This window comes from Carboxydocella sp. ULO1 (assembly GCF_002049255.1).
Classification (GTDB): Bacteria; Bacillota.
Genome location: NZ_BDLQ01000012.1, coordinates 1 through 25,695 on the forward strand (window position 1 = coordinate 1; position 25,695 = coordinate 25,695).

Annotated in this window: 27 protein-coding genes, 1 tRNA gene and 1 pseudogene; 28 read left to right on the forward strand and 1 reads right to left on the reverse strand. The window is 49.1% G+C overall.

What is annotated here, in order from left to right; translation table 11 throughout:
• Window positions 1-68 precede the first annotated feature (68 nt).
• The 20 genes and pseudogenes from ULO1_RS02910 (at window position 69) to ULO1_RS03005 (ending at window position 17,589) form a co-directional block, all read left to right on the forward strand.
• Window positions 69-1,412 carry a phenylacetate--CoA ligase family protein gene (locus tag ULO1_RS02910; protein ID WP_079932959.1) on the forward strand — a complete coding sequence of 448 codons (1,344 nt, stop codon included), beginning with the start codon at window positions 69-71 and terminating at the stop codon, window positions 1,410-1,412.
• Between the two features lie 43 nt (window positions 1,413-1,455).
• A complete protein-coding gene (locus ULO1_RS02915) occupies window positions 1,456-3,441 on the forward strand; it encodes an alginate lyase family protein (RefSeq protein ID WP_079932960.1) in 1,986 nt (661 codons plus the stop codon).
• The gene (locus tag ULO1_RS02920) at window positions 3,434-4,165 is read left to right on the forward strand and encodes a WecB/TagA/CpsF family glycosyltransferase (protein WP_079932961.1); all 732 of its coding nucleotides are present in this window, start codon (window positions 3,434-3,436) and stop codon (window positions 4,163-4,165) included. Before ULO1_RS02915 ends, ULO1_RS02920 begins: the two co-directional genes overlap by 8 nt.
• A complete protein-coding gene (gene galE / locus ULO1_RS02925; RefSeq protein WP_079932962.1) occupies window positions 4,162-5,148 on the forward strand; it encodes a UDP-glucose 4-epimerase GalE in 987 nt (328 codons plus the stop codon). Before ULO1_RS02920 ends, galE begins: the two co-directional genes overlap by 4 nt.
• A 45-nt stretch (window positions 5,149-5,193) precedes the next feature.
• Window positions 5,194-5,607: a VanZ family protein gene (locus ULO1_RS02930; protein ID WP_159446819.1), complete on the forward strand. Its 414-nt coding sequence runs from the start codon at window positions 5,194-5,196 to the stop codon at window positions 5,605-5,607.
• Window positions 5,608-5,644: 37 nt separating this feature from the next.
• Window positions 5,645-6,526, forward strand: coding sequence for a UTP--glucose-1-phosphate uridylyltransferase GalU (gene galU / locus ULO1_RS02935; RefSeq protein ID WP_079932964.1), 882 nt, complete (start codon window positions 5,645-5,647; stop codon window positions 6,524-6,526).
• Between the two features lie 95 nt (window positions 6,527-6,621).
• The gene (locus ULO1_RS02940) at window positions 6,622-6,936 is read left to right on the forward strand and encodes a nucleotidyltransferase domain-containing protein (RefSeq protein ID WP_079907943.1); all 315 of its coding nucleotides are present in this window, start codon (window positions 6,622-6,624) and stop codon (window positions 6,934-6,936) included.
• A 531-nt stretch (window positions 6,937-7,467) separates the two neighbouring features.
• On the forward strand, window positions 7,468-7,662 hold the full coding sequence (locus ULO1_RS02945; protein WP_079932965.1) for a hypothetical protein: 195 nt from the start codon (window positions 7,468-7,470) through the stop codon (window positions 7,660-7,662).
• Between the two features lie 269 nt (window positions 7,663-7,931).
• Window positions 7,932-8,021: pseudogene (locus tag ULO1_RS02950) on the forward strand (transposase); the annotation flags it as partial.
• Window positions 8,022-8,861: 840 nt separating this feature from the next.
• Complete coding sequence (locus ULO1_RS02955) at window positions 8,862-9,800, forward strand: SDR family oxidoreductase (RefSeq protein ID WP_079907947.1); 939 nt, start codon at window positions 8,862-8,864, stop codon at window positions 9,798-9,800.
• The gene (gene murJ / locus ULO1_RS02960; RefSeq protein ID WP_079932966.1) at window positions 9,782-11,341 is read left to right on the forward strand and encodes a murein biosynthesis integral membrane protein MurJ; all 1,560 of its coding nucleotides are present in this window, start codon (window positions 9,782-9,784) and stop codon (window positions 11,339-11,341) included. The genes ULO1_RS02955 and murJ overlap by 19 nt, the downstream gene beginning before the upstream one ends.
• A 59-nt stretch (window positions 11,342-11,400) precedes the next feature.
• Window positions 11,401-11,829 (forward strand): hypothetical protein, encoded by a 429-nt coding sequence (locus tag ULO1_RS02965; RefSeq protein WP_078664197.1) that lies wholly within the window; start codon window positions 11,401-11,403, stop codon window positions 11,827-11,829.
• Window positions 11,822-12,352 carry a GerMN domain-containing protein gene (locus tag ULO1_RS02970; RefSeq protein ID WP_079932967.1) on the forward strand — a complete coding sequence of 177 codons (531 nt, stop codon included), beginning with the start codon at window positions 11,822-11,824 and terminating at the stop codon, window positions 12,350-12,352. Before ULO1_RS02965 ends, ULO1_RS02970 begins: the two co-directional genes overlap by 8 nt.
• A gap of 83 nt (window positions 12,353-12,435) precedes the next feature.
• The gene (locus ULO1_RS02975; protein ID WP_078664195.1) at window positions 12,436-12,732 is read left to right on the forward strand and encodes a hypothetical protein; all 297 of its coding nucleotides are present in this window, start codon (window positions 12,436-12,438) and stop codon (window positions 12,730-12,732) included.
• On the forward strand, window positions 12,723-13,319 hold the full coding sequence (locus ULO1_RS02980) for a YdcF family protein (RefSeq protein ID WP_159071816.1): 597 nt from the start codon (window positions 12,723-12,725) through the stop codon (window positions 13,317-13,319). Before ULO1_RS02975 ends, ULO1_RS02980 begins: the two co-directional genes overlap by 10 nt.
• A gap of 110 nt (window positions 13,320-13,429) precedes the next feature.
• Complete coding sequence (locus ULO1_RS02985; protein ID WP_078664193.1) at window positions 13,430-14,110, forward strand: CBS domain-containing protein; 681 nt, start codon at window positions 13,430-13,432, stop codon at window positions 14,108-14,110.
• 200 nt (window positions 14,111-14,310) lie between these two features.
• Window positions 14,311-14,386, forward strand: a tRNA-Ala gene (locus ULO1_RS02990).
• Complete coding sequence (locus ULO1_RS15360; RefSeq protein WP_159446820.1) at window positions 14,359-14,514, forward strand: DUF4160 domain-containing protein; 156 nt, start codon at window positions 14,359-14,361, stop codon at window positions 14,512-14,514. Before ULO1_RS02990 ends, ULO1_RS15360 begins: the two co-directional genes overlap by 28 nt.
• Window positions 14,515-14,526: 12 nt before the next feature.
• A complete protein-coding gene (locus ULO1_RS03000) occupies window positions 14,527-14,775 on the forward strand; it encodes a DUF2442 domain-containing protein (RefSeq protein ID WP_079932969.1) in 249 nt (82 codons plus the stop codon).
• 87 nt (window positions 14,776-14,862) lie between these two features.
• Window positions 14,863-17,589, forward strand: coding sequence for a bifunctional diguanylate cyclase/phosphodiesterase (locus tag ULO1_RS03005; RefSeq protein ID WP_079932970.1), 2,727 nt, complete (start codon window positions 14,863-14,865; stop codon window positions 17,587-17,589).
• Here the strand turns inward: ULO1_RS03005 and ULO1_RS03010 are convergent.
• Window positions 17,539-18,330: an EAL domain-containing protein gene (locus tag ULO1_RS03010; protein WP_159446821.1), complete on the reverse strand. Its 792-nt coding sequence runs from the start codon at window positions 18,328-18,330 to the stop codon at window positions 17,539-17,541. The two genes, ULO1_RS03005 and ULO1_RS03010, sit on opposite strands and share 51 nt — an antisense overlap.
• A 123-nt stretch (window positions 18,331-18,453) precedes the next feature.
• On the opposite strand from ULO1_RS03010, the gene ULO1_RS03015 reads away from it, so the two are divergent.
• From ULO1_RS03015 to obgE, 8 genes are all read left to right on the forward strand, one after another.
• Entirely contained in the window at window positions 18,454-20,319 is a 1,866-nt protein-coding gene (locus ULO1_RS03015) for a TIGR03960 family B12-binding radical SAM protein (RefSeq protein ID WP_079932972.1), read from the forward strand.
• Window positions 20,316-21,014 (forward strand): TIGR03936 family radical SAM-associated protein, encoded by a 699-nt coding sequence (locus ULO1_RS03020; RefSeq protein WP_079906733.1) that lies wholly within the window; start codon window positions 20,316-20,318, stop codon window positions 21,012-21,014. Before ULO1_RS03015 ends, ULO1_RS03020 begins: the two co-directional genes overlap by 4 nt.
• Before the next feature lie 5 nt (window positions 21,015-21,019).
• Window positions 21,020-22,735: an Rne/Rng family ribonuclease gene (locus tag ULO1_RS03025; protein ID WP_078664187.1), complete on the forward strand. Its 1,716-nt coding sequence runs from the start codon at window positions 21,020-21,022 to the stop codon at window positions 22,733-22,735.
• Between the two features lie 115 nt (window positions 22,736-22,850).
• Window positions 22,851-23,162, forward strand: coding sequence for a 50S ribosomal protein L21 (rplU, locus tag ULO1_RS03030; RefSeq protein ID WP_078664186.1), 312 nt, complete (start codon window positions 22,851-22,853; stop codon window positions 23,160-23,162).
• 2 nt (window positions 23,163-23,164) lie between these two features.
• On the forward strand, window positions 23,165-23,509 hold the full coding sequence (locus tag ULO1_RS03035; RefSeq protein WP_078664185.1) for a ribosomal-processing cysteine protease Prp: 345 nt from the start codon (window positions 23,165-23,167) through the stop codon (window positions 23,507-23,509).
• The gene (gene rpmA, locus ULO1_RS03040; RefSeq protein ID WP_078664184.1) at window positions 23,509-23,808 is read left to right on the forward strand and encodes a 50S ribosomal protein L27; all 300 of its coding nucleotides are present in this window, start codon (window positions 23,509-23,511) and stop codon (window positions 23,806-23,808) included. Before ULO1_RS03035 ends, rpmA begins: the two co-directional genes overlap by 1 nt.
• A 61-nt stretch (window positions 23,809-23,869) precedes the next feature.
• Window positions 23,870-24,364 carry a Spo0B domain-containing protein gene (locus ULO1_RS03045; RefSeq protein ID WP_078664183.1) on the forward strand — a complete coding sequence of 165 codons (495 nt, stop codon included), beginning with the start codon at window positions 23,870-23,872 and terminating at the stop codon, window positions 24,362-24,364.
• Window positions 24,351-25,628: a GTPase ObgE gene (obgE, locus tag ULO1_RS03050; RefSeq protein ID WP_078664182.1), complete on the forward strand. Its 1,278-nt coding sequence runs from the start codon at window positions 24,351-24,353 to the stop codon at window positions 25,626-25,628. Before ULO1_RS03045 ends, obgE begins: the two co-directional genes overlap by 14 nt.
• The last annotated feature ends 67 nt before the right edge of the window (window positions 25,629-25,695 follow it).

The window sequence follows — 25,695 nt, forward strand, 5'->3', positions numbered from 1 at the left end:
GCTATGAAATATGATATCAAGTTATATATTAATAAATTAATTAAATTATATATAGGAGAGGATGATTAGTGATAATAATGGATTCATATAAATTAATCAATAAAATAAAAAACATTAATTTTATAGATTTTTTAATTCGCAGAAACCCAATTTATTATAGTTATTCGATAAAATTACTAAACCAATTAATAAATTATAATTATGAAGAAAGAATAAAATGGACCGAAAGACAATTGAAAAACATAATATGTGTTGCGCAGAAAAATTTTAAACATCTTGAAAAACAAGAATTTTGTAAATGGCCAATAACAGACAAAGATATCATTAATAGCAATTATTTTCAATTTATAAATAGAAATTTTCAAATACCAATAATAGCATATACAAGCGGGTCTACAGGAAAACCATTAAAATTATATAGGTCCTTAAAGTCTGTAGTATTTGAACAAGCTTGTTTAGATTTAATTTGTCGTTTACAAGGCTTGAATCCATATAAATTAAAGATTGCGATATTACGAGGGAATGAAGTTAAACCACCTGATGATAATTCATTGCCTTATTGGAAATTTGTTAGTGGCAAAAAGTTAGTCCTTTCATCTTATCATTTAAGTTTTGAAAATATCAAACATTATTATGAGATATTATTAAAATTTGCTCCAGATTGTTTGATGGCTTATCCAAGTTCTTTGGAAATGCTGTGTAAATATTTACAACAAAGTAAATATATATTAAATATACCTCTAATCATAACCTCATCAGAAGTTTTACCTGACAATGTTAGAGACTTAGCACAAAAAGTATTAGGTTGTAAGGTAATTGATTTATATGGACAGGCAGAACGTGTTGCACTTGCATATAGTGTTAAAAATAATGAATATTACTTTATTCCTGGTTATTCATATGTAGAACTAGGTTATCATAGTTCAGATGACGAAGCAGATTTTTATGAAGTTATTGGTACAAGTTTATGGAATACTAAAATGTTTTTTATTAGATATAAAACTGGAGACTTAATAAAAGTTAATAAAGGCACAGATAAAAAACAAATAGATAAAATACGGTATGGTCTAAGTCCCTTTAAAGGAATAGTTGGTAGAAAAAATGATTATATTCTTTCACCGGATGGAATTAGAATTATAGCCATTAATAATTTATTTTGGAATGTAGACAATGTTATTCGTGCACAAGTTATTCAAGATGCAATCGATAAAATTAGAATACTTGTGATTCCGGCTATTGGTTTTAATGAGAATAATAAAAAACAAATAATGGTTAATGCACGTTATAAAATTCCACAAAATATTTCCATTAAAATTCAAATAGTTAATAAGTTAGAAGTAAACAAGCAAGGTAAAGTACCATTTATTATACGGGGGCCTGAAGTACAAGAATTTGAAAAAGCAAAGAAATGAAAAAGTAAAGAGAGAACAATAAATCGAAAAGAGTGGTCATTTGATGTATAATTTGGATTGGTATAAATCACGTTTATTAGCAATGACTTTGAGTGAAGTGATGATCAGAATAAAACGAGAGGTCAAAAAATTAGCTTGGAAAAGAAAAAAGGTTTTGCAGCGCACTCAAATTGCATTAACTCATGAAGATCCTTGGCAGATGCTAGAACAACCTGCTGTTGAAGAATTCAAGGCAGAACTTAAATGTATTTCGGCAGAAGCAGATAGATATTTGGAAGGCAAGTACCACTTCTTGAATAAATGTTATGATGAACCAGTTGTTGATTGGAATTATGATAATATTAACTATATTAAAGCTCCTTTGGATTTTGCTTTTGATATAAACTATAAAGATATAAAAAAAATTGGAGATATAAAAAACATATGGGAAAAAAACAGGCATCAACATTTAACAGTTATAGCAATTGCATATGCTTTAACTAAACAAGAACAATATGCAGATCACATAAAACAACAGTTAATATCCTGGGTTGAACAAAACCCTCTTCTACAGGGAGTAAATTGGTCCAGCCCCTTGGAAATGGGCATCCGATTGATCAGCTGGGTTTGGATTGAACGCCTACTGAGGGGCTGGCAGGGGCATGATCAATTGTTTGGTCCGCAAGGGATGATGTGGGATTCGATTTACTGGCATCAGAAAGTGATATCAGAATTGTATTCAGTTGGCTCTTCAGCAAATAATCATCTGATAGGGGAAATGGCCGGTTTATATATAGCTTCTACAGTTTGGCCTTATTTTCCCGAGTCAAAGCTGTGGCAAAAAAAAGCGACTGATATTTTAGAGCGTGAGATTGAGAAGCAAACATTTGCATCGGGTCTAAATAAAGAGCAAGCTTTTTCTTATCATCTTTTTGTTTTGGAATTCTTTTTATTGGCTGGAATTGAAGGAGAACGTTTCCAACAACCTTTTTCAGCCAGATATAAATCTAAACTTTGTAAAATGATCGAAATTATTCCTTCATTATTGGATGCAGGCAAAAATTTACCTCGTTACGGGGATAGTGATGAAGGGTTAGCTGTTTTACTTCGACCCTATAATTCATCTCGGGTAGACTGGATTTTTATACTAGCCAGTATGTGGTTAAATTTTATCCATGATTGGGTAGATAAAACGACTGGAATGTTAACTGCAAAAATCATCTTACCTCAAGGAGAAACTGGTTTTTCTGGAGTATCATTCAAAAGCAAAAAAAACAGTCTAGCCATAATGGATGCAGGTTTATTTATCCTTGCTGCTAACCGAGATACATCGGGCGAAGTTTTTTGTTTATTTGATGCTGGACCAATAGGTTATTTATCACTAGCTGCTCACGGACATGCAGATGCACTATCGTTTACATTAAGTGTTGGTGGCTTACCAGTAATTATTGATCCTGGTACTTATCAGTATAATGCTGACTTATATTGGCGGAACTATTTCAAAGGTACTAAAGCTCATAATACAATAAATATTGATGATCTGGACCAATCTGTTTCTGGTGGACCATTTTTATGGACTAAAAAGGCTAATGTGCAGGTTTTGAATTGGACAGAACTGCCAAATGGCGCTTCTATTACTGCTCAACATGATGGGTACTTGCGTTTACCTGGAAGGATAATTCATCAAAGAACATTTACTTTAGATAATAACAAGATCGAAATTATTGACAGGGTTTTAGGAAATGGAAACCATAAGGTGGAGTGGAGGTTACATTTTTCACCACATTGTAAGGCTGAGATTATTGATAACCAGTGTCTAGTGAGTTGGAATAATGGCAAACTGATAATAGATTTAGACACGCGGTTAAACTGGTTATTAGAGTATGGAGGCACAAATGCAGGCTGGTATTCGGAGGGTTTTAATTTAAAACAACCTATCTATACACTGATAGGTTATCAAAATTCTATGCTACCATTAGAAATAGGTTGCAGAATAAAGGTGATAAATAGTGGGACAAGCACGGATAACAGTATTGGGAAGTATGATTGATACCTTAACAATGGAAGAAAGTCTAACACGGGTGGAATATTTCATTGAGAATAAGATATCCGTTCAGCATGTAGTAGTCAATGCCGGAAAGATAGTTATGATGCAAGAAAATAAAAAATTACGTGAGATAGTAAACAGTTGTGCAATGATTAATGCTGATGGTCAAGCTGTAGTATGGGCAGCCAGATTTTTAGGTTATAACTTGCCAGAACGGGTTGCCGGTATTGACTTGATGATGGAAATATTGAAAATGGCTAATAGAAAAGGATACCGAATTTTTCTGTTAGGAGCAACAGAAGAGATAATACAAGCTACTACAAAAAAAATATTAAACCTTTTTCCGAACATTACAATTGCTGGTTATCGGAATGGGTATTGGTCTGAACAAGAAGAGAGCCATGTGATTAAGATGATAGCGGATAGCAAGGCAGATATCCTTTTTGTGGGAATTAGTTCTCCTAAGAAGGAATTTTGGTTAGCCGAAAATATCGAAAAACTTAATGTTCCCTTTTGTATGGGAGTTGGTGGCAGTTTTGATGTAATTGCTGGCAAAACCAAAAGGGCTCCAGTATGGATGCATAAAGCTGGATTGGAATGGTTTTATCGTTTTATACAGGAACCGCGAAGAATGTGGAAACGGTATTTAATAGGGAATAGTAAATTTATTTGGCTAGTACTAAAAGAGAAGTTTTTACAATTAACTAAAATAGGAGGCCCATCATGAACATCCTTGTCACCGGCGGCGCCGGCTACATCGGCAGCCACACCGTACATTACTTGCTCCAGCAGGGCCATCAGCCCATAGTGCTGGATAACCTCAGCACCGGCCATCGCCAGGCCGTGCCATCTACCGTCCCCTTTTACCATGGCGACATTGCCAACTCTGCCCTGGTCACCTCCATCATCGACCGGCACCAGATCAGCGGCGTCATCCATTTCGCCGCTAGCAGCCTGGTGGGAGAATCCATGGCCAACCCGGCCAAATACTTTGAAAACAACGTCGTCAAAACCATCCTCTTCCTCAACACCCTGCTCAAAACCGGAGTCAAGCACCTGGTCTTCAGCTCCACGGCAGCCGTCTACGGCGAGCCGCGGCAGTTGCCCATTCGAGAAGAGGATCCTACTGAACCTACTAACGTCTACGGCCAGACCAAGCTCATGCTGGAACAGGTCATGGCTCAATATGCCAGGACCTATGATTTTCACTATGCTGCTTTACGCTATTTCAATGCCTGTGGTGCCCTGCCTGATGGCTCCATCGGCGAGGATCATCAGCCGGAAACCCACCTGATCCCTTTGATCCTGCAGGTGGCTAATGGCAGGCGGGATCACATTACCATCTATGGCCAGGATTATCCTACCCCTGATGGCACCTGCATTCGGGACTATATTCACGTCCTCGACCTGGCCGAAGCCCATTTGCTGGCCTTGCAATACCTCTGGAATGGGGGAGAATCCGGGCCTTTTAATCTGGGCAATGGCCAGGGTTTCTCCGTTCAGGAGGTCATCAGCGTCGCCCGTCAGGTAACCGGTCATCCCTTGCCGGTACAGATCGGTCCCCGGCGGCCGGGAGATCCGGCCCGGCTGGTGGCAGCAGCGGAAAAAGCCAGGCAGGTACTGAACTGGCAACCCCGCTACCCTGATCTGGCGGCCATGGTGGCATCAGCCTGGGCCTGGCATCGCCAGCATCCTGATGGATTCAAGTAGAACTTTTCATTAAGAAAGGAAATGGGAATGTTTGGACGGGGAAAATTGGTCTGGCTGGTACTGGGTTTTGGGTGGCTTCTTCTCATCTTCTGGTTTTCCAGTCAGCCCTTTGCCCTGCAGAGGGCTCTTTATTCTTCCTCCTTGCGGCATTTTCTTGCCCTGCTACCGGCACAGCTTACCTTCGTTGAAGCCGAATATCTTTTACGCAAGTTTGCCCATGTAGTTGAATATACTGTCTTTGGTTTTATTCTCTTACGGGTGCTGGGCCGCTGGTGGCCAGCTCTGCTTTTCCTGCCTTTGATTGCTCTATTCGATGAACTCAACCAGCGCCAGATCAGTGGCCGCCATGGCCGCTGGCAGGATGTGCTGCTGGACTTGAGCATTTTTTATCTTTTGGCTATATTTAATTATTGTAGAGCAAAATTCAGGCAGGAAAAAACAAAATCTAACAGAAGATAAAAAATAATACTGAGTTTTACAGGGGGGAGTGAAGAGGATGAAAGTGCGTAAAGCTATTATTCCAGCGGCAGGTTTGGGAACCAGGTTTTTGCCTGCTACCAAGGCCCAGCCCAAGGAGATGCTGCCTCTGGTGGATAAGCCCACCATTCAGTATGTGGTGGAGGAGGCGGTGGCTTCCGGGATCAAGGACATTATCATTGTCACCGGCCGGGGCAAACGGGCCATTGAGGACCATTTTGACCGCTCCATTGAGCTGGAGACTTTCCTGGAGGAAAAAGGCAAACTCGATTTGCTGAAAGAAGTGCGTTCCATCTCCGATATGGTGGATGTTCACTATGTTCGGCAAAAGGAGGCCAAAGGTCTGGGCCATGCCGTCTGGTGCGCCCGCCGTTTTATCGGCAATGAGCCCTTTGCTGTCATGCTGGGCGATGATATTGTGGTCGGGGAACCGCCCTGTCTGGCCCAGCTGCTGGAGGTCTATTACCAGACCGGGGAACCGGTGGTAGGAGTGCAACCGGTGCCTCTAGCTGATACTAAAAAATACGGGATCGTAGATGTAGAGCATAGCGATGGCCGTTGTCTGCCGGTCCGGGATCTTGTGGAAAAACCGGCACCGGAACAGGCTCCTTCCCGGCTGGCTATCATGGGCCGTTATGTCCTGACTCCGGATATTTTCCCTATCCTGGAGGCCCAGGAAACAGGGGTAGGGGGCGAAATCCAGCTCACTGATGCCCTGCGCAAATTGAACCAGAAACGGCGTATTCATGCCTGTATATTTACTGGGAAACGTTATGATGTGGGAGATAAGCTGGGTTATATCCAGGCTACGGTGGAACTGGCCTTGCGCCGGGAAGATTTGCGGGAGCAGGTGGAAAAGTATCTGGAAGAACTGGTGGAGAAGAAAAAGGTACTGTTGTAGCCTCAACTTGAGGCTATTTTTTCTGCAATTTTTGCTAGAATTCCCTGGATGTGTTATAATGCTATTATCTACTTAAACTAAAGGTAGTGATCAATATGAATCAAGATATAATTCAAAAAATGGTAAGCACCATCCGGATCAAATTTGATCCAGAGCAAATAATAGTGTTTGGTTCATGGGCCAGGGGAGAAACTGTTGAGGATAGCGATATAGATTTTTTAGTCATTATGCCTGATGAAATTCCCAATAAAAGGTCATTACAGGTAGAAATAAGAAAATCACTCAGAGGTTTTGCTGTTCCTAAAGATGTTATAGTTATGAGTAAAAGTGAAATTTCCAGATATAAAAATATCAACGGTTTAGTATATAAAAACGCTCTTGAAGAGGGTAGGATTTACTATGGAAGATAACTCACTTTTTTATATAAAATGGTTCAATTATGCTTATAAATACTTACGAACCGCAAAAGCCATTTGGCTGAGTTGTTACCGGGGGTATATGCTAGTGCTTTTTTTGAGTATGAACTTGAATGCCTCACAGAATGGTGTGTAGAAAGCCGATATCCGGGTGATTTTCCTGAAGCCACCAAAGAGGATGCAATATTGGCGATTAATATAGACGAAGCAGTTTACAATTTAGTATGAGATTTTTTTCAGAAATCTGAAACCAAGATAAATCAATACTTTTTGATGGAATAAAAAAAGACTTCACCCCATGAGTGGAAAATTTTCAAGCAACCAACCCGGAAAAATTTCTCCAAGGAGTGAAGTCACTTGTAAATTATCCAAGAAAGTCTATTTCCCTTCGAACAATTTATGGAAATAGAGATAAGCAGAAAAAACAGGAAATGCTACATGGGGGGCAAAACTAGACTCTTTCGGCAATAAAATTACATGGTTTGGTTATAAGTTGAAATTTTTCGGGAGAGGGAGGATAAATTAATGAGTATCGATCTTATAGCCTTATTTGGTCTTTCTTCTGTGGGTATAATTGTTGCTTTAGCAGGTTTTATAGCTTTGCTGACTAAACGTATACAAGATTCAAATAAACCGTTTCTTCAGGAAGAATTATTACGGAAAATTAGTTTATTGGAAAAACAGTTAGATGAAATAAATAACAAAAATAACCAAAGTTAAAGACAAGTTTTTAGGCATGGCTCGTGTCCGTTACACGTATACTTTGCTTAAGGTTAAACCTTATTACCAAGCAATTTTTTTCAACTGCAACTAATAGATCAGCTTCCCAGGCTGGGTATAGATTATGGTTGATTTCAAATCGGCATCCCTCCGGCAGAAAAATGCCCAGCTAAAATAGCCACCTGATCCAAGGGAACGCCTGCATCTATCAAGTTTTTGCCAAAAGTATATGGAGCTTGTAGAAGAGTTATTGGCACAGGTACGAAACCCTTCTGCAAATTAAAGGCATAGGCGTAGTAGTAGCCAGCTTTGTAGCAGAAGTAGGAGATATAAAAAGATTCAGCCATCCACGGCAAATTTAAAAACTGGCAGGGCTAAATCTAAAAGAAAACAGCTCAGGGAGACATAAAGGAATGAATTTCGCAAACTGCATCAGTACTATACAACAAGGAAAGGGATTCCGTATTTCTTGTTTAAAAATTAGGAGTCGGGATAGTCAGGTTAACATCCATGCGGGCATAGACCCTGAATAGAAGCATTTCTGACATTCCATATCCAGAGCAGGCAGAACGAAGGAATTTAGGGCAAAGACCCTGTGAGACATGGGAGGGTTGACGATGGAGAATATATGGAATCCCCCTGACCAGATATTGTAAAGTAAGCGGTCTGGTTGTGGCTACCTATTTTCATCCATATTTTGCGCTGCAGTTATAATACCTTATTGAAGACAGAGATAAACTGACTCTAAGCTATACCCACGTTAGAGGTATTGAAAAGATTACAACACATGCATACATAAATGCTATTGTTTTATTGGCATCAGCATTGCATTAGTAATCAAGAACTTAAATGATAAAAAATTGAAGATAAAGACTGCCTAAAATTAGTTTTTTAAAGTGACTAAAACAAAAATTCTGTTCATATGCCTATTTTTAAGTTCCTAATATTACCAAAGAAATAATACCAATAAAAATAGCCTTCATTAAGCACTGCTTTGATTAAATGTGGCAATCAGAATCGTTAAAAAGCCAATTCCTCAGTATATAAGAGCATTGCAGAAGAAAAATAATTAATAGACTCTAGCCTCAACTTGAGGCTATTTTTTCTGCAATTTTTGCTTGAAATTCCCAGAATTGAATAGAAAAATCCGCCAGAGTTTGGTATAATATTTCTAAATTAGTATCTAAGGAGGTAGCATTTTGGCAACAAAGGTTTTAGTTACCGGTGGGGCCGGTTTTATTGGCTCCCACTTGACCGAAGCTTTGCTGGAACAGGGCTATGAAGTAACAGTAGCAGACAACTTGAGCACAGGCAAGTTGCTTAATTTACCTCATAAAGGGGAAAATTTTCACAAACTCGACATCACCGCTCCCGAATTTCGGCAGCTGGTACGAGAACTCAAACCCCGTTATATCTTCCACCAGGCGGCGCAAATCGATGTCCAGACCTCCCTGGCTGATCCCATCCTGGATGCTAAAGTCAATATCCTGGGCACCCTCAATGTCCTGGAAGCCTGCCGCGAGGCAGGGGTGGAAAAGCTGATCTATGCCTCTTCCGCTGCGGTCTTCGGGGAACCTCAGTATCTGGGCATCGATGAAGCTCATCCGGTAGAACCCCTTGCTCCCTATGGCGTCTCCAAGCATACTCCTGAACATTACCTGGCCCTCTATGGCCAGCTTTATGGCCTGCGCTGGACTGCCCTGCGCTATGCCAATGTTTATGGTCCCCGCCAGGATGCCTCCGGTGAGGGCGGGGTGGTGGCCATTTTCACCGACCGCCTGTTAAAAGGCCAGGAGCCGGTGATTTATGGCGATGGCCAGCAGACCCGGGATTTCATCTATGTTGCTGACGTGGTAGCTGCCAACCTGTCCGCTCTGGAACGGGGCGATGGCGGGATCTACAACATCGGCACTGGACAGGCTACCAGTGTGCTGGAGCTTTACCGGACTCTGGCGGAGCTGTTGCGCGAGTCAGGAGAAAGGGAGGTACCGTCCTACCGGCTGGCTCCGGCCCGGCCGGGCGATATCCGCCACAGCTATTTTAATCCACAGCGGGCAGAACAGGAACTGGACTGGCGAGCCCGTTACAGTTTGCGTCAGGGATTGGAGCTGATGCTGGCATGTCTCAGGGCCGATTAGCCAGAGCAGCTGCCGGCATGGTGGTGGTCAGCCTGCTCAGCAAAGTGCTGGGGTTTGGCCGGGAAACGGTGATTGCTGCCCAGCTGGGGGCAACAGCAGCGGGTGATGCTTTCAAGGTGGCCTCCTTTATCCCGATGATGCTGTTTAACATCATCGCGGCTGCCCTGGGCAACACCTTTATACCCCTGCTAACTGAACTGGAAACCAGCCGGGGGGAGAAAGAACTAAACCGCTATGTCGCCAATGTTACCAACTCCATCACTGTTATTGCCCTGGTTTTCGCCGGGCTGGGCATGCTCCTTAATCCCTGGTTGGTGAAACTGATTGCACCCGGCTTTAAGGCCGAAACCTATCAGCTTACAGTGGAACTGGTCTACTGGTTAATGCCCTGTATTGTGCTGCTGGGCTTTATTGGCCTGACCACCGGTTACCTCAATTTCCGCCATGTCTTTGCCAGGCCTCTGCTGGGCGGGGTGGTATTTAATATCATCATTATCGCCGGCCTGATTTTGCTGGTGCCCTGGCTGGGAGTGCAGGGAGCGGTGCTGGCCTTGCTGCTGGCCTATGGCGGCCAGGTGCTCTACCAGCTGACAGTGGCTGTCAGGCATGGTTTCCGCTTTCAGCCCGTGCTGGACTGGCGGGAACCATACCTGAAGCGGATGCTGAAACTGGCGGTGCCGGTGATTATCGGGACCGCCGTCTGGACGGTGTCTACCCTGGTGGACCGCATTTTTGCCAGCTCTCTGGCTGAAGGCAGTATTTCAGCCCTCGACTATGCGGCCCGTTTGAACAGTTTCGCCCTTGGTCTTTTTGTATCTGCCATTGCCAGTGTCTATTTTCCCACCCTCTCCCGGGCCGGGGCTGCCCGGGATTGGGCTGGTTTTAACAGTCATTTGGTGCGGGCTATCAATATCAACATCTATATCATCCTGCCCATGGCAGTGGGATTGCTGGTTCTGGATCAGCCCATTGTCAGTCTGCTCTTTGAACGGGGAGCTTTTGACCGGCGAGCGACGGAGATGACCGCCGAGGCACTGGCCTTCTTGTCCCTGGGCTTGCTGGCCTTTGCCCTGCGGGAAATTTTCAGCCGGGCCTTCTATTCCTTGCAGGATACGGTAACTCCTCTGACCAATGGCATTATGAATGTTCTCCTCAATGTAGGCCTTAATGCTGTTCTGGTGAGAATCATAGGCCTGGGGGGCATCGCCCTGGCTACATCCCTGGCATCGAATCTGATGATTTTCTACCTGGGCTGGCGCTTGAAAGGCAAGGTGCCCCGGCTCAGCTACCGCCCTGTTTGGACAGCAGCAGGCAAAGGGGTGGTGGCAGTGCTGGCCATGGCCCTGGTGGTGAAAGGCTGCGACCTGGTGCTGGCCCGCTGGTGGACCGAGCACTGGGGGCTGTTGCTCCGGGTGGGGCTGGATATATTGCTGGGGGCAGGGGTGTATTTTCTGGCTCTCTGGTGGTTAAAGGTGACGGAATTGCAGGAGCTTTTAAGCTGGGCGGGAAAAAAATTAAAAATTTCCTTCTTAAAGGTTTAAACTTTATGGCTTCTGCATATCCTATATAAGGGAACTTTTATTTAAAGGAGTTGGGAGTCGTGAAAGGAAAAGGCAGAAAACTGAAAAAACTCATTCTGGACATGCAAGGTCAACTGAGTGAACGTCTGGAAGCCCTGGCCGATGAGGAAAAGAAGCTGAAAAAGGCTTTGGAATATCTGGCCAAAGGCGTTGAAATTCTGGATGAGCTGGAAGAGGCTCAGGCCAGAAAGCGGGCGCGGACGCCGCGGGCCCATGATCCCAATTCACTGGGGGGCAAGGACCTGCGGGCCAAGGTGGTGGAAGTTTTGCAAAACTCCCCCATGCCCCTGGCGGCAGCCCAGATTCTGCAGAGCCTTACTGATCAGGGCCTGACTCCTCGTAGCAAGGATTTGCTCCTGGTTTATCTGGCTGAGATGGCCAAGCAGGGGGAAATCGTGCGGCCGCGGCGGGGTTATTACACTGTGCCTGAGGCTATGGAAAATGTCTAGGTTCTGGCAGTGGACAGCCATTATTGCCGCCCTGGTGCTGCTGGGCGGTTGTCTGGGCCGGCCGCAGGCCGGCTCACCCCCTGCTGCGCCTCCGAATACGGTGACCCGGGAAATCACGTTGTACTTTGCTGATATGCAGGCGGAAAAGGTAACCCCGGAACGCCGCCAGGTGCAGGTTGAGCCGGACCAGGCTCTGGTACCGGTGATTGTGCAGGAATTGATCAATGGCCCGCGGGTAAAAGGCCATTTTCCCACTATTCCTCCTGGGACCCGCTTGCTGGACTGGAAACTGGAAAAGGAACTGCTTACCCTCAATTTTTCCCGGGAGATTCAGGTCAACCATCCGGGTGGGACGGCCGGGGAAGCCATGACCATCTATTCCCTGGTTACCAGCCTGACTGAACTGCCGGAAGTGCGGGAAGTGCAGTTTCTGGTGGAAGGGGAAAAGAATGAAGCCATCTGGGGCCACGCTGATACCACCCGCCCGTTTAAACGCAATCCCGACATGATCGATAAACCCTGACAGGTCGAGGGAATCGACCTGTTTCTTTTTTATTGACCTGGTCCGGCTGGAATGCGTAAAATAGAGGCAGGAGGTATAAAACGATGTTTTTTCTTCTGGATTTTACCGCTCTGGCTTTGCTGCTGGAGGAAAGGCTGGAAGCTATATATATCTGGCGGGATTTCTGGGACCGGCTGGCCGGTCTGGGCCTGATGCTGGCTCTGGCCTGGTGGTTGCTGGCCTGGCGCTGGGGCTGGAGCTGGTGGCAGGCAGGGGCTGGTTTACTCTGGCTGGCCCAGGCGGGCTATCTGAAATGGCGCCTGGAGGGCCGGCGCCTTTCGCCCTGGTGGCTGGCGGCAGGTACCTGGCTGGCCCATGCGGGAAGGGGGTTTTGGGGCTGAAACAATGGGAAAAAATCGGACGTTTGTTACTGGCTTTGCTGGCCAGCTGGTACCTGACCTTGCTGGGACTGGTCATCTGGCAGGGGGAAAAGGCGCAACCTGGGCGGGGAGACGTGATCATCGTCCTGGGGGCCAAACTCTGGAATGGTAAGCCCAGCCCCATCCTGGCAGAAAGGCTGAAAGTGGCGGCAGACCTGTACCGGCAGGGGCTGGCGGGGAAAGTGATTGTCAGTGGCGGCCTGGACCAGGGCCAGAAACTGACCGAGGCTCTGGCTATGGCCCAGTGGCTGAGAGAACACGGTGTCAGGGCAGAGGATATTATTACCGATGAGGTTTCCACCAGCACCTGGGAGAATGTGCTTAACAGCCAGCGCCTGATGCAACAGCATGGCTGGCAGCGGGCCATACTGGTTACCAACAACTTTCATCTCTTCCGGGCGGGTCTTACTGCCCGGTGGCTGGGAATGACCTACTCCCTGGCGGCCGCTCCCATGCCTTTTGACTGGTGGACTGTCAGTAAGTATTACCTGCGGGAGCCTGTTGCCCTGACTTATTACCTGTTTTTTGTTTTCGGCAAAACCATTTAACCCCATGCACCGACAGTTCGGGGCCTTTTCTGCCAGTTTGGCCCTTTCGCACTTTAACTATCCGGGCAAATAACTATAATAAGGGTAGGATAAGATAGGGGGAAAAAGCTGTGCGCGTACTGGTAAAAGATATAATGACCCGGGGTGTTATCAAACTGGACAAGAACAGCACTTTGCAGGAAGTGGCCAAACTCTTTGCCGAGCGCATGATTGACGGGGCGCCGGTGGTGGAAAACAAAAAGGTGGCCGGGGTTTTAACCAAAACCCATCTTTTGCGGGCCATGGCCCAGGGACTGGCTCTGGATACCCCCATCGAAGCCCTGATGTCCCGCAATGTCATTACCATTAACCAGATGATGCCGGCCGAGGAGGCCATGGCTATCCCGGTAGGGCGATTGCCAGTGGTCAATGACCGGGGGGAACTGGTGGGCTGGTTGACCAGGACCGACCTGGCCAATGCCTTCAGTGAAAAATACAAATTTTTCACCCAGGATCTGATAGCTGTGCTGGATTCTTTGCCCTATGCCCTGGTGGCGGTGGACCGGGAGGGGCGCATTACCACCATCAACCGGGCTGCCTGTGAGCTCTGCGGAGTAGAGGCTGAGGATGCCCTGGAGCAGCCAGTTCAGGAAGTCTTTAACTGTCCTGATCTTTTGAAAGTAGCTAGAAATGGCATTGCTTTGTATAATCAAAAATTGCAGATCAATAACCGTCCCGTTCTGGCTAATTATTTTCCTGTTTTAGCAGAAGAAAAGTTGATTGGAGCAGTGGCTTTGTTGCATAATTTATAATAGAGAAACAGGAAAGGGGAGAATGAGGATGATCTTAAAAGGCTTAATCGGATTGTTTGTGACAGGCTTTACCGCTTATGTGTTTACGGCCATGCTCTTTATCCCTGACCGCAGCAGCAAGTTTTACCACAGATAAGCAAGGGAGCAGAGGTTGACCCTGCTGGCACTCCTCGCTATAATAAATGATGTTGAGCAAAAGTGGGCGTGTAGCTCAGCTGGGAGAGCGCCAGAATCGCACTCTGGAGGTCGTGGGTTCAAGTCCCATCACGTCCACCAATTTTTTTGAAGGAGATTTACCTAACCGAGCAATAAAGTTAGTTAAAGAATGGGCTGAAAAATATCAGACTGAGTTAATGGCAATGTGGAATAATCAAGAGTTTCGTAGGTTAGAAGGTCTTGAATAAGGGGGTAGGGAGATGTACCCTAAAGTTAAGGAAGTTAAGGCTAGTTCGGATTATACCCTCTTAATTACTTTTGACAATGGTAAGAAAAAAATTTACGACTTTAGTCCTTTATTAGATCAAGACAATTTTTTAGACCTTAAAAACATAGCTCTTTTTAAAGCGGCTCAAGTAGATGCAGGTGGCTATGGCGTTACCTGGCCCAATGGGGCGGATATCAGTGAATACGCTCTCTGGGTCGACGGAAAGGAAATAAAAGACTGAAGGCATAGGCCCTCAGTCTTTTTTTATTGTCTTTTTTTGTAACAGGTGCTAAGATAAATTTAAGAGCGAAGCAGAGGAGTGAACTAAATGAAAGAAAAGTCCGCCTGGCTGGCGTTATTTATAAAAATCGGTCTTATACTTGCTATAGCCATTCTGGTTGCCAATCAATCAATAGTTTTGTTTTTGGCAAATCAAATCCAGGCCCGGGAAAGAGAGGATATAGCTGCTATTACCCGGGTGATTCAGCTGGCTATCCGCAACAGTGATGCTGCGGTGAAGGAAATTGAGCGGTCAGTGGATCTGCGCCTGTATAATGCTTCCCTGTATTTGGCTCGTGAACTTAAGGGGCGCCGGATTGAAACCATCAGCCAGCAGGAGCTGGAGCGCTTACGGGACAAACTGAAGTTAACCCATATCTCTCTCTTCGTCCGCCAGGGTGAGGATATTGTTGTCGCTAAGTCCACAGACCCCAAAGAGATAGGCCTCAGCTCCAAACACTGGGGTTACTGGTTTCAAGCTTTTAATCAGCTTTTTGCCTTAAAACAGGTGGATGTGGGCAAGGGCTTCTACTTGCCCTACTACTGGGCCGGGCCCGTCTCTCTCTCTGATGCCGATGGGAAGTACTACAAATATGCTTACTACTATGATGGTACCACTGCCTTCATAATCAATCCCTTTATTTCCGAACAGGAAATTAAGGCTTTAAGTGCTCATTCCCGGCCGGGTAAGCTGATTGAAAGCCTGCTCAATGCCAATGAACATCTGGTTGAAATTGCTGTCATCAATCTGCCGGCCTATCTCAATGACAAGCCGAAAGTGATCGAACCGGAGCGGGATCTGCCTGTCCTGTATGGGGCCAATAAATTCAGCCTGCCCCAGGACCGCACTTACTTTCGGCAGGTATTGAACACCGGGCAACCGGTACATTCCAGTTTTAAACATCAGGGCAAGGATTATGAAAAACATTATATTCCCCTGGACAACAACCGGGTACTGGCGGTGGTGGTAGACAAACAGCCCCAGCAAAAGCTGTTTGTCCGGATCAAGGGATTTTTGCTTTCAGTAACCGGGATAATTTATTTGCTGGTAATGCTTCAGCTTTATGGGCTCACTCGCCGTTACTGGTCCTTGCTGGTCATGGAGAAAGAACGGCTGCAGGTAGCTGAGGAGTTTAAAAGCCTGATTGGGGTTTTACCCAATGTCATCTTCAAACTAAAACGGGATGAAGCTGGTAACATCTACCCCACTTATAGTGAAGGTTCTACTGTCACTCAAGCGGGCATGGAAACGGCCAGGGTCAAAGGCCTAAAACTCGCCGATCATCTTGAGCCCAGGCTCTATTCCCGGATCAAGCCCTACCTGGATCAGGCCTTTGCCGGACAGGAAACGGAATTTCATATCGAATACCAGGGGAGGGTTTTTCACTGCCAGATTAAACCCATCTGGCGCGAAGGCCAGGTGGTGGAAATCGCCGGTTTTGCCACCGATGTTACGGAAAAATATCAGGCGGAGGAGAGAATCAAGTTTCTGGCCTTTTTCGACCAGGTTACCGGTTTGCCCAATCGGGCCCATCTAATGCAGCATCTGGAGACGGTGCTGGCCGATGGGCGTCAGGATGGCTTTACCGCTGTCTTGCTGATGGACCTGGACCGCTTCAAGGTGATTAATGACACTCTGGGTCATATCCGGGGGGATATGTTGCTGGTGGAGACGGCCAAACGCCTGCGCCGGGCCGTTGGCCCCGGCCATTTCCTGGCCCGCATGGGGGGAGATGAATTCATCCTGATTTTGCATCGTATCCCCAGCATCCGGGAAATCAAGCAGGTGGCCGAACGCATTATTGCCAGCTTTCAGGAGTCCTTTCAGATCGATAACCACCAGGTGTATATTACCACCAGTATCGGTATCAGTCTGAAACACATCCATGGGGACGATGCCGAAACCCTGCTGAAAAATGCGGACAGTGCCCTCTACCGGGCCAAAGCTAAAGGCAAAAACAACTACAAATTCTATGTTAAAAATGGACAAGCTGTGGAGCGTTTGCAGCTGGAAAATGATTTGCGCCAGGCCCTGGAACGGGGGGAATTTTTCCTGGTCTATCAGCCCAAGTTTTACGTTTGCGATGGCCGCCTGGGCGGGGTGGAGGCCCTGGTCCGCTGGCAGCACCCTCAGCGGGGTGTAGTAATGCCCGGGGAATTTATCGGGCTGGCGGAAGAAATGGGCTTGATCATTCCCCTGGGGGAATGGATTTTGCGCCAGGCTTTGCGCCAGCTCAAGGCCTGGGAAGAGGCGGGCTTGTCACCGGTCAAGGTTTCTGTCAACCTCTCCGGTGTCCAGTTTTACCAGAAGGACCTGGTGGTGCGGATTGCTGAGATTATAAGAGAAGAGGGGGTAGATCCATCGTTGCTGATTCTGGAAATTACCGAAACGGTGTCCATGCAGAACCTGGATTATACCCTTTCTGTGCTGAAAAAATTGCGGGAACTGGGGGTCCAGATTTCCATCGATGATTTTGGCACCGGTTACTCGGCCCTCAATTACCTCAAACGGTTCCCGGTTGACTATCTCAAGGTGGACCGTTCCTTTGTCCTGGATATCGGACGGGATGCCAATGGGGAGGCGGTGATCAAGACCATCATTGCCCTGGCCCAGAATCTGGGCCTCAAGGTGGTGGCTGAAGGAGTAGAGACAGAAGAACAGGTCAGGTTCCTGCAGGCACTGGGGTGCCATTTGGCCCAGGGTTACTATTACAGTAAACCGCTGTTACCTGTGGAGCTGGCCGACCGGTATCTGGCTCAGCCTCTGTCCGTATAGGACAGGGGCTTGTTTTTGTACAGAAAGAGGAGCAGGTTTTCCTAAATAATAACCCTGGCCCAGATCATAACCCAGCTCTTTAACCAGGTGGAATTCTGCCTCTGTTTCAATCCCCTCGGCCAGCAAAGTAATGCCAATGCGGTGGCCGAGAACCGTCAGGCTTTCCAGTATAGCCTGTTTCATGCGGTCATCAGGGGCGGTAGCCACGATAGAACGATCTATTTTGATTATATCCGGATGTAGCTCAGCTATGGCCTGTAAGCTGGAAAAACCGGAACCCACATCATCTATGGCGATTCTGTAACCCTGGCGGCGGTAATGATTGATTGCCTGCCTGAAAGCCTGAAAATCCTCAATACAGCTTCTTTCGGTAATTTCAAAGATTATCTGCTCGGCGATTAGACCCAGATCGCGCATTTTTTCTTTGGTCCAGCCACTGATAAATAGCGGCTGGGTAACGACCCGCGGGTCAATATTGACAAATAAGAACAGATGGCGGGCTGGGCTGGCACTGAAAATCTCCATGGCCAGGGTGCGGGTAATCCGGTCCAGTTCATAAAGGCGTCCGTGTTTTTCTGCCAGTTCAAATAGCTGCAAAGGACTTTTGAAGCTGGAGCCAGCGGGGCAACAGGTCAAGGCTTCATAACCGATAACTTGCTGGCTGGACAGTTCATAGATAGGCTGAAAATGGATATCCAGGTCCCATTTTGCTATAATTCTCTCCATTTCTGCAACTGACAAGCAAATCCCCTCCTCTTTTACATTATAAACCATATTTTTTAACACATTGTTAATTGCAGGTTAACTTGCATCACAACACCGATAATGGTATGTTATAGAGTGACAGTAAAGGAGGTACATATCATGCTGGCTGAACGAATTGAGTGCCTCTTGCCCCGGGTGCAGAAACCGGCCCGCTATGTAGGCAATGAGGTCAACAGCATAAAAAAGGGCTGGCAACAGGTACAGGTAACCATGGCCTTTGCCTTTCCCGATGTTTATGAAGTGGGTATGTCCCATTTAGGCCTGCGCATCCTCTACCATGAGGTGAACAAGCGGCAGGATGCTCTAATGGAGAGGGTTTTTGCCCCCTGGACTGACCTGGAGGAATTGCTGCGCCAGGAAGGTTTGCCCCTCTTTAGCCTGGAGAGCCGCCGCCCCCTGGCTGATTTCGACCTGATCGGCTTTACCCTGCAGTATGAGCTGAGTTTCAGCAATATTCTCAACATGCTGGATTTGGCCCGGCTGCCTTTGTTTAGCCGGGAGCGGGGAGAGGAGCATCCCCTGATTCTGGCCGGGGGACCCTGTGCTTTTAACCCCGAGCCTCTGGCGGATTTCATTGATGCTTTTGTTATCGGTGAAGGGGAAGAAGTAATTCACGAAATTCTGGATGTGGTAAGGGACTGGAAGCAGGATGGCCGCCCCGGCGGGCGTCAGGAAGTGTTGCTGCGCCTGGCCCGGGTACCGGGGGTCTATGTGCCCGCTTTTTATACCGTCAACTACCGGGAAGATGGCAGCATTACCTCTATTGGTCCCAACCGGGAAGGAGTGCCGGCCCGGGTAACCCGGCGGCTGATCAGGGACCTGGACAGTCTGGATTTTCCCACTGCCCCCATCGTGCCCTTTCTGGAAACGGTGCATGATCGTATTATGCTGGAGGTACTCAGGGGCTGTACCCGCGGCTGCCGCTTCTGTCAGGCCGGGATGATTTACCGGCCGGTGCGGGAACGGAAGTCGGAGACTTTGCTGAGACAGGCCCGGGAGGCGGTACGTCACACCGGTTACAATGAAATTGCCCTCACGTCCCTCAGCACTGCCGATTATTCCTGTGTTGCCCCCTTGCTGGCTACCCTGATCAATGAACTGGGGGAAGAGGGAGTAGGGGTTTCGCTGCCCAGTTTGCGGGTGGATGCCTTTTCCGTAGATCTGGCCCAGCAAATCCAGCGGGTGCGCAAAACCGGCCTGACCTTTGCTCCCGAGGCTGGAACCCAGCGTATGCGGAATATCATCAACAAAGGGGTAACCGAAGCGGATCTGGAAGCGGCGGTCACTGCTGCCTTCCGGGCGGGCTGGAATCAGATCAAACTTTATTTCATGATCGGTCTGCCGGAGGAACGGGAAGAGGATGTGGCCGGAATCGCAGCCTTAGCTGCCAGAGTGGTGGAAATCGGGCGGCGGGAGAAAACGACCAGCCGCCAGGTCAAGGTGACGGTCAGTGTATCCTCCTTTGTGCCCAAGGCCCATACCCCTTTCCAGTGGGTGGGCCAGGACAGTATGGAAAACCTGCAGAAAAAGCAGGAATTGCTGAAAGAGCTGGTGAAAAAGAACAAAGCCATTACTCTCAACTACCATGATGCCCGTACCAGCCTCATTGAAGCGGCTTTTGCCCGCGGGGATCGGCGGCTGGGGGCTGTACTATATACTGCCTGGCAGCAAGGCTGCAAATTTGATGGCTGGAGTGAGCATTTCCGCTATGAGACCTGGCGGGAGGCTTTTGCAGCCCATGGTTTCACACCGGAAGACTTTGCCCGGCGCAGCTTCGGACGAGAGGAAATCCTGCCCTGGGAGCATATTAACAGCGGGGTCAGCAAGGACTTTCTCTGGCGGGAATATGAACAGGCCATACGGCAGGCAGTCACCCCTGATTGTCGCTGGTATGGCTGCAAGGGCTGCCGCCTTTGTCCTGACCTGGAAGTGGATAATCTGCTCCAGGGAGGTGAGCGGGCATGAAATATCGTTTGAAATGGCAACGGGGCTGGGAAGTGCGGTTTGTTTCCCACCTCGATCTGTTGCGTACCTGGGAGCGGTCCTTGCGCCGGGCCGGTTTACCCCTGGTTTTAACGGAAGGTTTTAATCCCCATCCCAAACTGGCTTTTGCCCATGCCCTGGCTGTGGGTATGACCAGTGAGGGAGAATATCTGGACCTGGAACTGAGGGAATACCTCCTGCCGGCTGAAGTGCAGGAGCGTCTCAATCAGGCCTTGCCCCGGGGCTTCCAGGTAGTAAAAATCCGCACTTTGCCGGAAGGGGCACCGGCCCTGATGAGTATCGTCAACCGGGCGGATTATCTGTTAGGCCTGCCCCTGCGGGAAGCGGTGGCCGATGTCAATGAGCAGCTGCAGGCCCTGCTGACAAAGCCTGCTCTGCCTTTGCTCAAACGCAGCAAGAGCGGGGAGAGGGAAGTGGATTTCCGCCCCCTCCTTTACCGGCTGGCCGGCAGCAGTGATGGCCCGATGGTGCATCTGCGCTGTCTGGTAGCAGCCGGCAGTGAGGCCAACGTGCGGCCTGAAGATATAGTGAAGCTGCTGGAAAAATATCTGAGCTGGCCGGTGGTGGAACACGGCTTGCTGATGCATCGCCTGGATTTGCTGGTGGCCAGGGGAGGCGAACTGTATAGCCCAATGGAAATCGTGCATAAGGGGTGAGCCCTTTGGGCAGAGAACTGGTTGTGAATGTTAGAGAGGAAGAGACCCGGGTTGCCATGCTGGAAGAAGGCCAGCTGGTGGAGGTACTGGTGGAGCGCTCCCAGGCCCAGCGCCTGGTGGGCAATATCTACCGGGGCCGGGTGGAAAATGTCCTGCCGGGGATGCAGGCCGCTTTTGTCAATATCGGCCTGGAGAAGAATGCCTTTCTCTATGTGGATGATGCCGTGCCCCAGCGGCTGCCAGAGGAGTTTCTGGGGGAGGAGGAAACCCCTTTACCACAGGAAAAGCGGCCCCGGGCCAATATTACCGATGTGGTCAAGGAAGGCCAGGAGTTGCTGGTGCAAATCACCAAGGAACCCCTGGGCACCAAAGGGGCTCGCATTACCACCCATATTACCCTGCCGGGCCGTTATCTGGTGCTGATGCCTACCGTGGACTATGTCGGGGTCAGCCGCCGCATTGAAGATGAAGAGGAAAGACAGCGTCTGCGGGAACTGGCGGAAAAGCTGCGGCCCCCTAAAATCGGGGTGATCGTACGAACGGTGGCAGAAGGTATGTCGGCCAGTGAGCTGCAGCAGGACCTGGAGATGCTGCTGAAACTGTGGAAGCGCATCCAGATGCGCAGCACTGGTGGGGGAGTGCCCAGTCTGGTGCACCGGGATTTGGATCTGGTGCAGCGCCTGGTTCGGGATTTGTTTACGGAAGAAATTGAACGGGTAATGATCGATCAGCGCCATGCCTATGAAAAGGTACTGGAACTGCTGGACCTGATGGCTCCTCAGCTGAAATACCGGGTGCAGCTGTTTGAGGGGGAAAACCTCTTCCAGCGCTTCAACCTGGAAGCCGAGCTGGAAAAGGCTTTAAAACGCCGGGTCTGGCTGAAAAGCGGCGGTTATCTGGTTATCGACCAGACCGAGGCTTTGACTGCCATCGATGTCAATACCGGTAAATATGTGGGTCAGAAGGACCTGGAGGAGACGGTGCTGCATACCAATCTGGAGGCGGCCCGGGAAATAGTGCGCCAGATGCGCCTGCGCAATCTGGGCGGCATTATTATTGTAGATTTTATCGATATGGCGACCGAGGAGCACCGGCAACAGGTGCTGGCAGTGCTGGAGGAGGAAATCAGGAAGGATCGGACCAAAACCCATGTGCTGGGTATTACCCAGCTGGGTCTGGTGGAAATCACCCGTAAGAAAACCCGCTCCGGCCTGGAAAGCCTGTTGATGCGCCCCTGTCCCTACTGTGAAGGCCGGGGTCTGGTGCTCTCCGAGGAGACGGTCGCCATCAAGGTCAGACAGGCCCTCTATGAGCTCTGCAGCCGCACCCTGGGCGAGGCCATTCTGGTAGAAGTCCATCCAGCGGTGGCTGCCTTGCTCATCGGCAGTGGTGGCAGCGGCCTGAGAGAGCTGGAAAGCCGCACCCGCCGGGAGATTTTGATTCGGGGTAATCAGGAGTTACATCTGGAGCAATTTAACCTGCGGGCCCTGTCATCCCGGGCTGAACTGGAAAACAATATTCCTGTCAAATTGGGACAGGTGCTGCAACTCAAGGTGGAAGAGCCCCACACCGGCAATCCTCGGGATGGGATTGCCCGCTATCATGGTTTTGTCATCAATATCGATGGCGGTGGGGCTTTTATTGGGGAAAAGCTGCAGGTTGAAGTGACCCGGGTGCAGAAAACTTCTGCCCGGGCCCGGATTTTGCGGATTGTTACTTGACATTTCTGTCCTTTTCCGGTAGAATAATTGAGTGTTCACAACCGCACGAAAGGGGCCGGAAAATGGCCGACAGGCCTGCCTGCTTTCGGCGAGTCTGGAATAGGGAGGTGCAAGCATGTACGCAATTATCCAAACTGGCGGTAAACAGTACCGGGTACAGGAAGGCGATGTACTGCGGGTTGAAAAGCTGAATGCAGAAGTTGGCGCTACTGTGGAACTGGACCAGGTTCTGGCTGTAGCAAAGGATGGCCAGCTGGTAGTGGGCAATCCTACCGTACCGGGGGCCAAGGCTGTACTGAAAGTGCTGGAACACGGCAAAGGCAAGAAGATCATTGTCTTCAAGTACAAGCCCAAGAAAAACTATCGCCGTAAGCAGGGTCATCGTCAACCCTACACCAAGGTTGTAGTGGAAAAGATTATGGCCTAACTATGATTACCATCGAAATTTTCCGGACCGGTACAGGGGAAATCAAGGCTTACCGTTTCAGCGGACATGCTGGTGCGCGCCGTCCCGGGGAGACTTATGACTTCCTCTGCGGAGTGGTTTCCATGCTGGCTCTGGCTATCACCAACGGACTAACCGAGGTGGCAGGCGTTGAGCCCCGGGAACTGACGGTGGCTGATGGTTACCTGTACTGTGTGTTACCCGATAATCTGGCGGCTGACCGGCGCCTCCAGGCCCGAGTTTTGACAGAAACGCTGGCACTAAACGCTGAACAGCTGTCAGCCGACCACCCCGAACATGTAACTGTGATCAAGAGGAGGTGGACCTGATGTTAAAGCTGAATCTGCAGAACCTGCAACTGTTCGCTCAGAAAAAAGGGGTAGGTTCTTCCAAGAACGGCCGGGACTCTGAAGCCAAGCGGCTGGGGGTCAAGCGGCATGATGGCCAGGTTGTACTGGCCGGCAATATCCTGGTGCGCCAGCGGGGAACCAAGATTCACCCTGGCCGCAATGTCGGTATCGGCAAGGATGATACCCTGTTCGCCCTGATCGACGGGGTTGTGCGCTTTGAAAGAAAAGGTCGCGACAAAAAACAGGTCAGCGTATATCCTGTGGAAGCGGCTCTGTAAGATTTACCCCAGCCAGCCTCTGGCTGGGGTCTTTATCTTTGCGGGGGAAGGTGAGGGAGTCATGGGGGAACGCTGGCTGCAGCAATTGAACCGGCGCCGACATGACCTGTTCAATTATTTGCAGATGCTCAGTGGCTACCTGCAAATGGGGGATCTGGAGGCAGTGCGACGGCAGCTGTCAAATCTACAGCGGACTCTGGAGGAAGAAAGCCATCTCTGCCGTCTGGGCCAGCCAGACCTGGTGCTGGCCTTGCTGGAGCTGAAGCAGTGGGCCCAGGCTCAGGAGCATGAGCTGGAAATAGTCTGTGCAGGGCAGCCGCAGCCCCGGGCAGCCCTGGCTCTGGTTGCCTTTCTGGAGGGTTTGTGCCAGCAGGGGCGGCTGCCAACAGGGGAAGACAGCATGCTTTTCCTGCAAGCATCCGGGCCCGGTCTGCGCCTCAGCTGGCAACCAGCCCCGGTGGGAATGGAAACGGGGCTGGCAGGGGCATATTACATAGCAGAGGATGGAGCCCTAATCTGGGAATATCCAGGGAGGGATAAAAGTGTTTCTGGATAAAGCAAGAATCTACGTCAAAGGTGGCGATGGCGGCAATGGGGCTGTTGCCTACCGGCGGGAAAAATATGTCCCCATGGGTGGTCCCTGGGGTGGTGATGGTGGCAAAGGCGGAGATGTTATCCTGGTAGTGGATGAGGGGTTGCGTACCCTCATCGATTTTCGCTACCAGAAGCATTACAAGGCGGAACGGGGCGAAAACGGCGGCACCAAGAACATGCATGGCCGCAAGGGTGAAGACCTGCTTATCCGCGTACCCCCTGGAACCGTGGTCCGGGATGCTGACACCGGAGCCTTGCTGGCTGACCTTACCGAACACGGCCAGCGGGTGGTAGTAGCCAGAGGCGGCCGGGGTGGCCGGGGCAATACCCGTTTTGCCAGCAACAAAGACAAGTGCCCAGCCTATGCGGAAAAAGGCGATCCGGGCGAAGAGCGCTGGCTGTTGCTGGAGCTGAAACTGCTGGCTGATGTGGGGCTGATCGGGTATCCCAATGTGGGCAAATCCACCATCATTTCCCGGGTTTCCGCCGCCAAACCGGAAATTGCCAATTACCACTTTACCACCATTGTCCCCAATCTGGGGGTGGTCAAGGTGGGAGAGGAAAGTTTTGTCATGGCCGATATTCCCGGTCTGATTGAAGGGGCCCATACCGGTGCTGGTCTGGGCCACGAATTCCTGCGCCATACGGAGCGAACCCGCCTGCTGGTACACGTGCTGGATATCGCCGGGTCGGAGGGACGGGATCCCTTGCAGGATTTTGCCGTCATCAACCGGGAGCTGGCCCTGTACAGTGAGCGGCTGGCCCGGCGTCCCCAGGTGATTGCGGCCAACAAGATGGACTTACCGGGAGCCGAGGAAAACCTGGCCCGCCTGCGCCAGGAACTGGGGGAGCAGTACCCTGTATTCCCCGTATCCGCTGCGACCGGACAGGGCCTGGATGAACTGGTAAAATATCTGGCCCGGCGTTTGCCGGAATTGCCGCCGGAAGAAGCGGTGGAGGCGGTAGAACCGGAGGAGGTCAAGGTCACCCGGGTGGAAGAGACGGAGCCCTTTACCCTGAAGCGGGATGAGGAGGGCGTTTGGGTAATCGGCGGCCAGGAAGTGGAGAAGCATTTCCATCGCACTGACTTCAACAATGAGGCAGCAGTACGCCGCTTCCAGAAAATCCTGGAGGTGCTGGGCGTGGATCGGGCTTTGCGGGAAGCTGGCATCCAGGAAGGGGATACTGTCAGGATTATGGATATGGAATTTGAATGGCAGGAGTAAAGCCTGCCTTTTTATTTTCTAACGTAAAAAATAATTATCCGCCGACGTAATAAATAATATATAATCC

Bases quoted from the DNA above. Each gene is read 5' to 3' on its own strand.
- ULO1_RS02915 (WP_079932960.1), top strand. From the start codon at position 1,456: ATGTATAATTTGGATTGGTATAAATCACGTTTATTAGCAATGACTTTG.
- ULO1_RS02920 (WP_079932961.1), top strand. From the start codon at position 3,434: ATGATTGATACCTTAACAATGGAAGAAAGTCTAACACGGGTGGAATAT.
- galE (WP_079932962.1), top strand. From the start codon at position 4,162: ATGAACATCCTTGTCACCGGCGGCGCCGGCTACATCGGCAGCCACACC.
- galU (WP_079932964.1), top strand. From the start codon at position 5,645: ATGAAAGTGCGTAAAGCTATTATTCCAGCGGCAGGTTTGGGAACCAGG.
- ULO1_RS02940 (WP_079907943.1), top strand. From the start codon at position 6,622: ATGAATCAAGATATAATTCAAAAAATGGTAAGCACCATCCGGATCAAA.
- ULO1_RS02945 (WP_079932965.1), top strand. From the start codon at position 7,468: ATGAGTATCGATCTTATAGCCTTATTTGGTCTTTCTTCTGTGGGTATA.
- murJ (WP_079932966.1), top strand. From the start codon at position 9,782: ATGTCTCAGGGCCGATTAGCCAGAGCAGCTGCCGGCATGGTGGTGGTC.
- ULO1_RS02970 (WP_079932967.1), top strand. From the start codon at position 11,822: ATGTCTAGGTTCTGGCAGTGGACAGCCATTATTGCCGCCCTGGTGCTG.
- ULO1_RS02975 (WP_078664195.1), top strand. From the start codon at position 12,436: ATGTTTTTTCTTCTGGATTTTACCGCTCTGGCTTTGCTGCTGGAGGAA.
- ULO1_RS03000 (WP_079932969.1), top strand. From the start codon at position 14,527: ATGTACCCTAAAGTTAAGGAAGTTAAGGCTAGTTCGGATTATACCCTC.
- ULO1_RS03005 (WP_079932970.1), top strand. From the start codon at position 14,863: ATGAAAGAAAAGTCCGCCTGGCTGGCGTTATTTATAAAAATCGGTCTT.
- ULO1_RS03015 (WP_079932972.1), top strand. From the start codon at position 18,454: ATGCTGGCTGAACGAATTGAGTGCCTCTTGCCCCGGGTGCAGAAACCG.
- ULO1_RS03020 (WP_079906733.1), top strand. From the start codon at position 20,316: ATGAAATATCGTTTGAAATGGCAACGGGGCTGGGAAGTGCGGTTTGTT.
- rplU (WP_078664186.1), top strand. From the start codon at position 22,851: ATGTACGCAATTATCCAAACTGGCGGTAAACAGTACCGGGTACAGGAA.
- ULO1_RS03035 (WP_078664185.1), top strand. From the start codon at position 23,165: ATGATTACCATCGAAATTTTCCGGACCGGTACAGGGGAAATCAAGGCT.
- rpmA (WP_078664184.1), top strand. From the start codon at position 23,509: ATGTTAAAGCTGAATCTGCAGAACCTGCAACTGTTCGCTCAGAAAAAA.
- ULO1_RS03045 (WP_078664183.1), top strand. From the start codon at position 23,870: ATGGGGGAACGCTGGCTGCAGCAATTGAACCGGCGCCGACATGACCTG.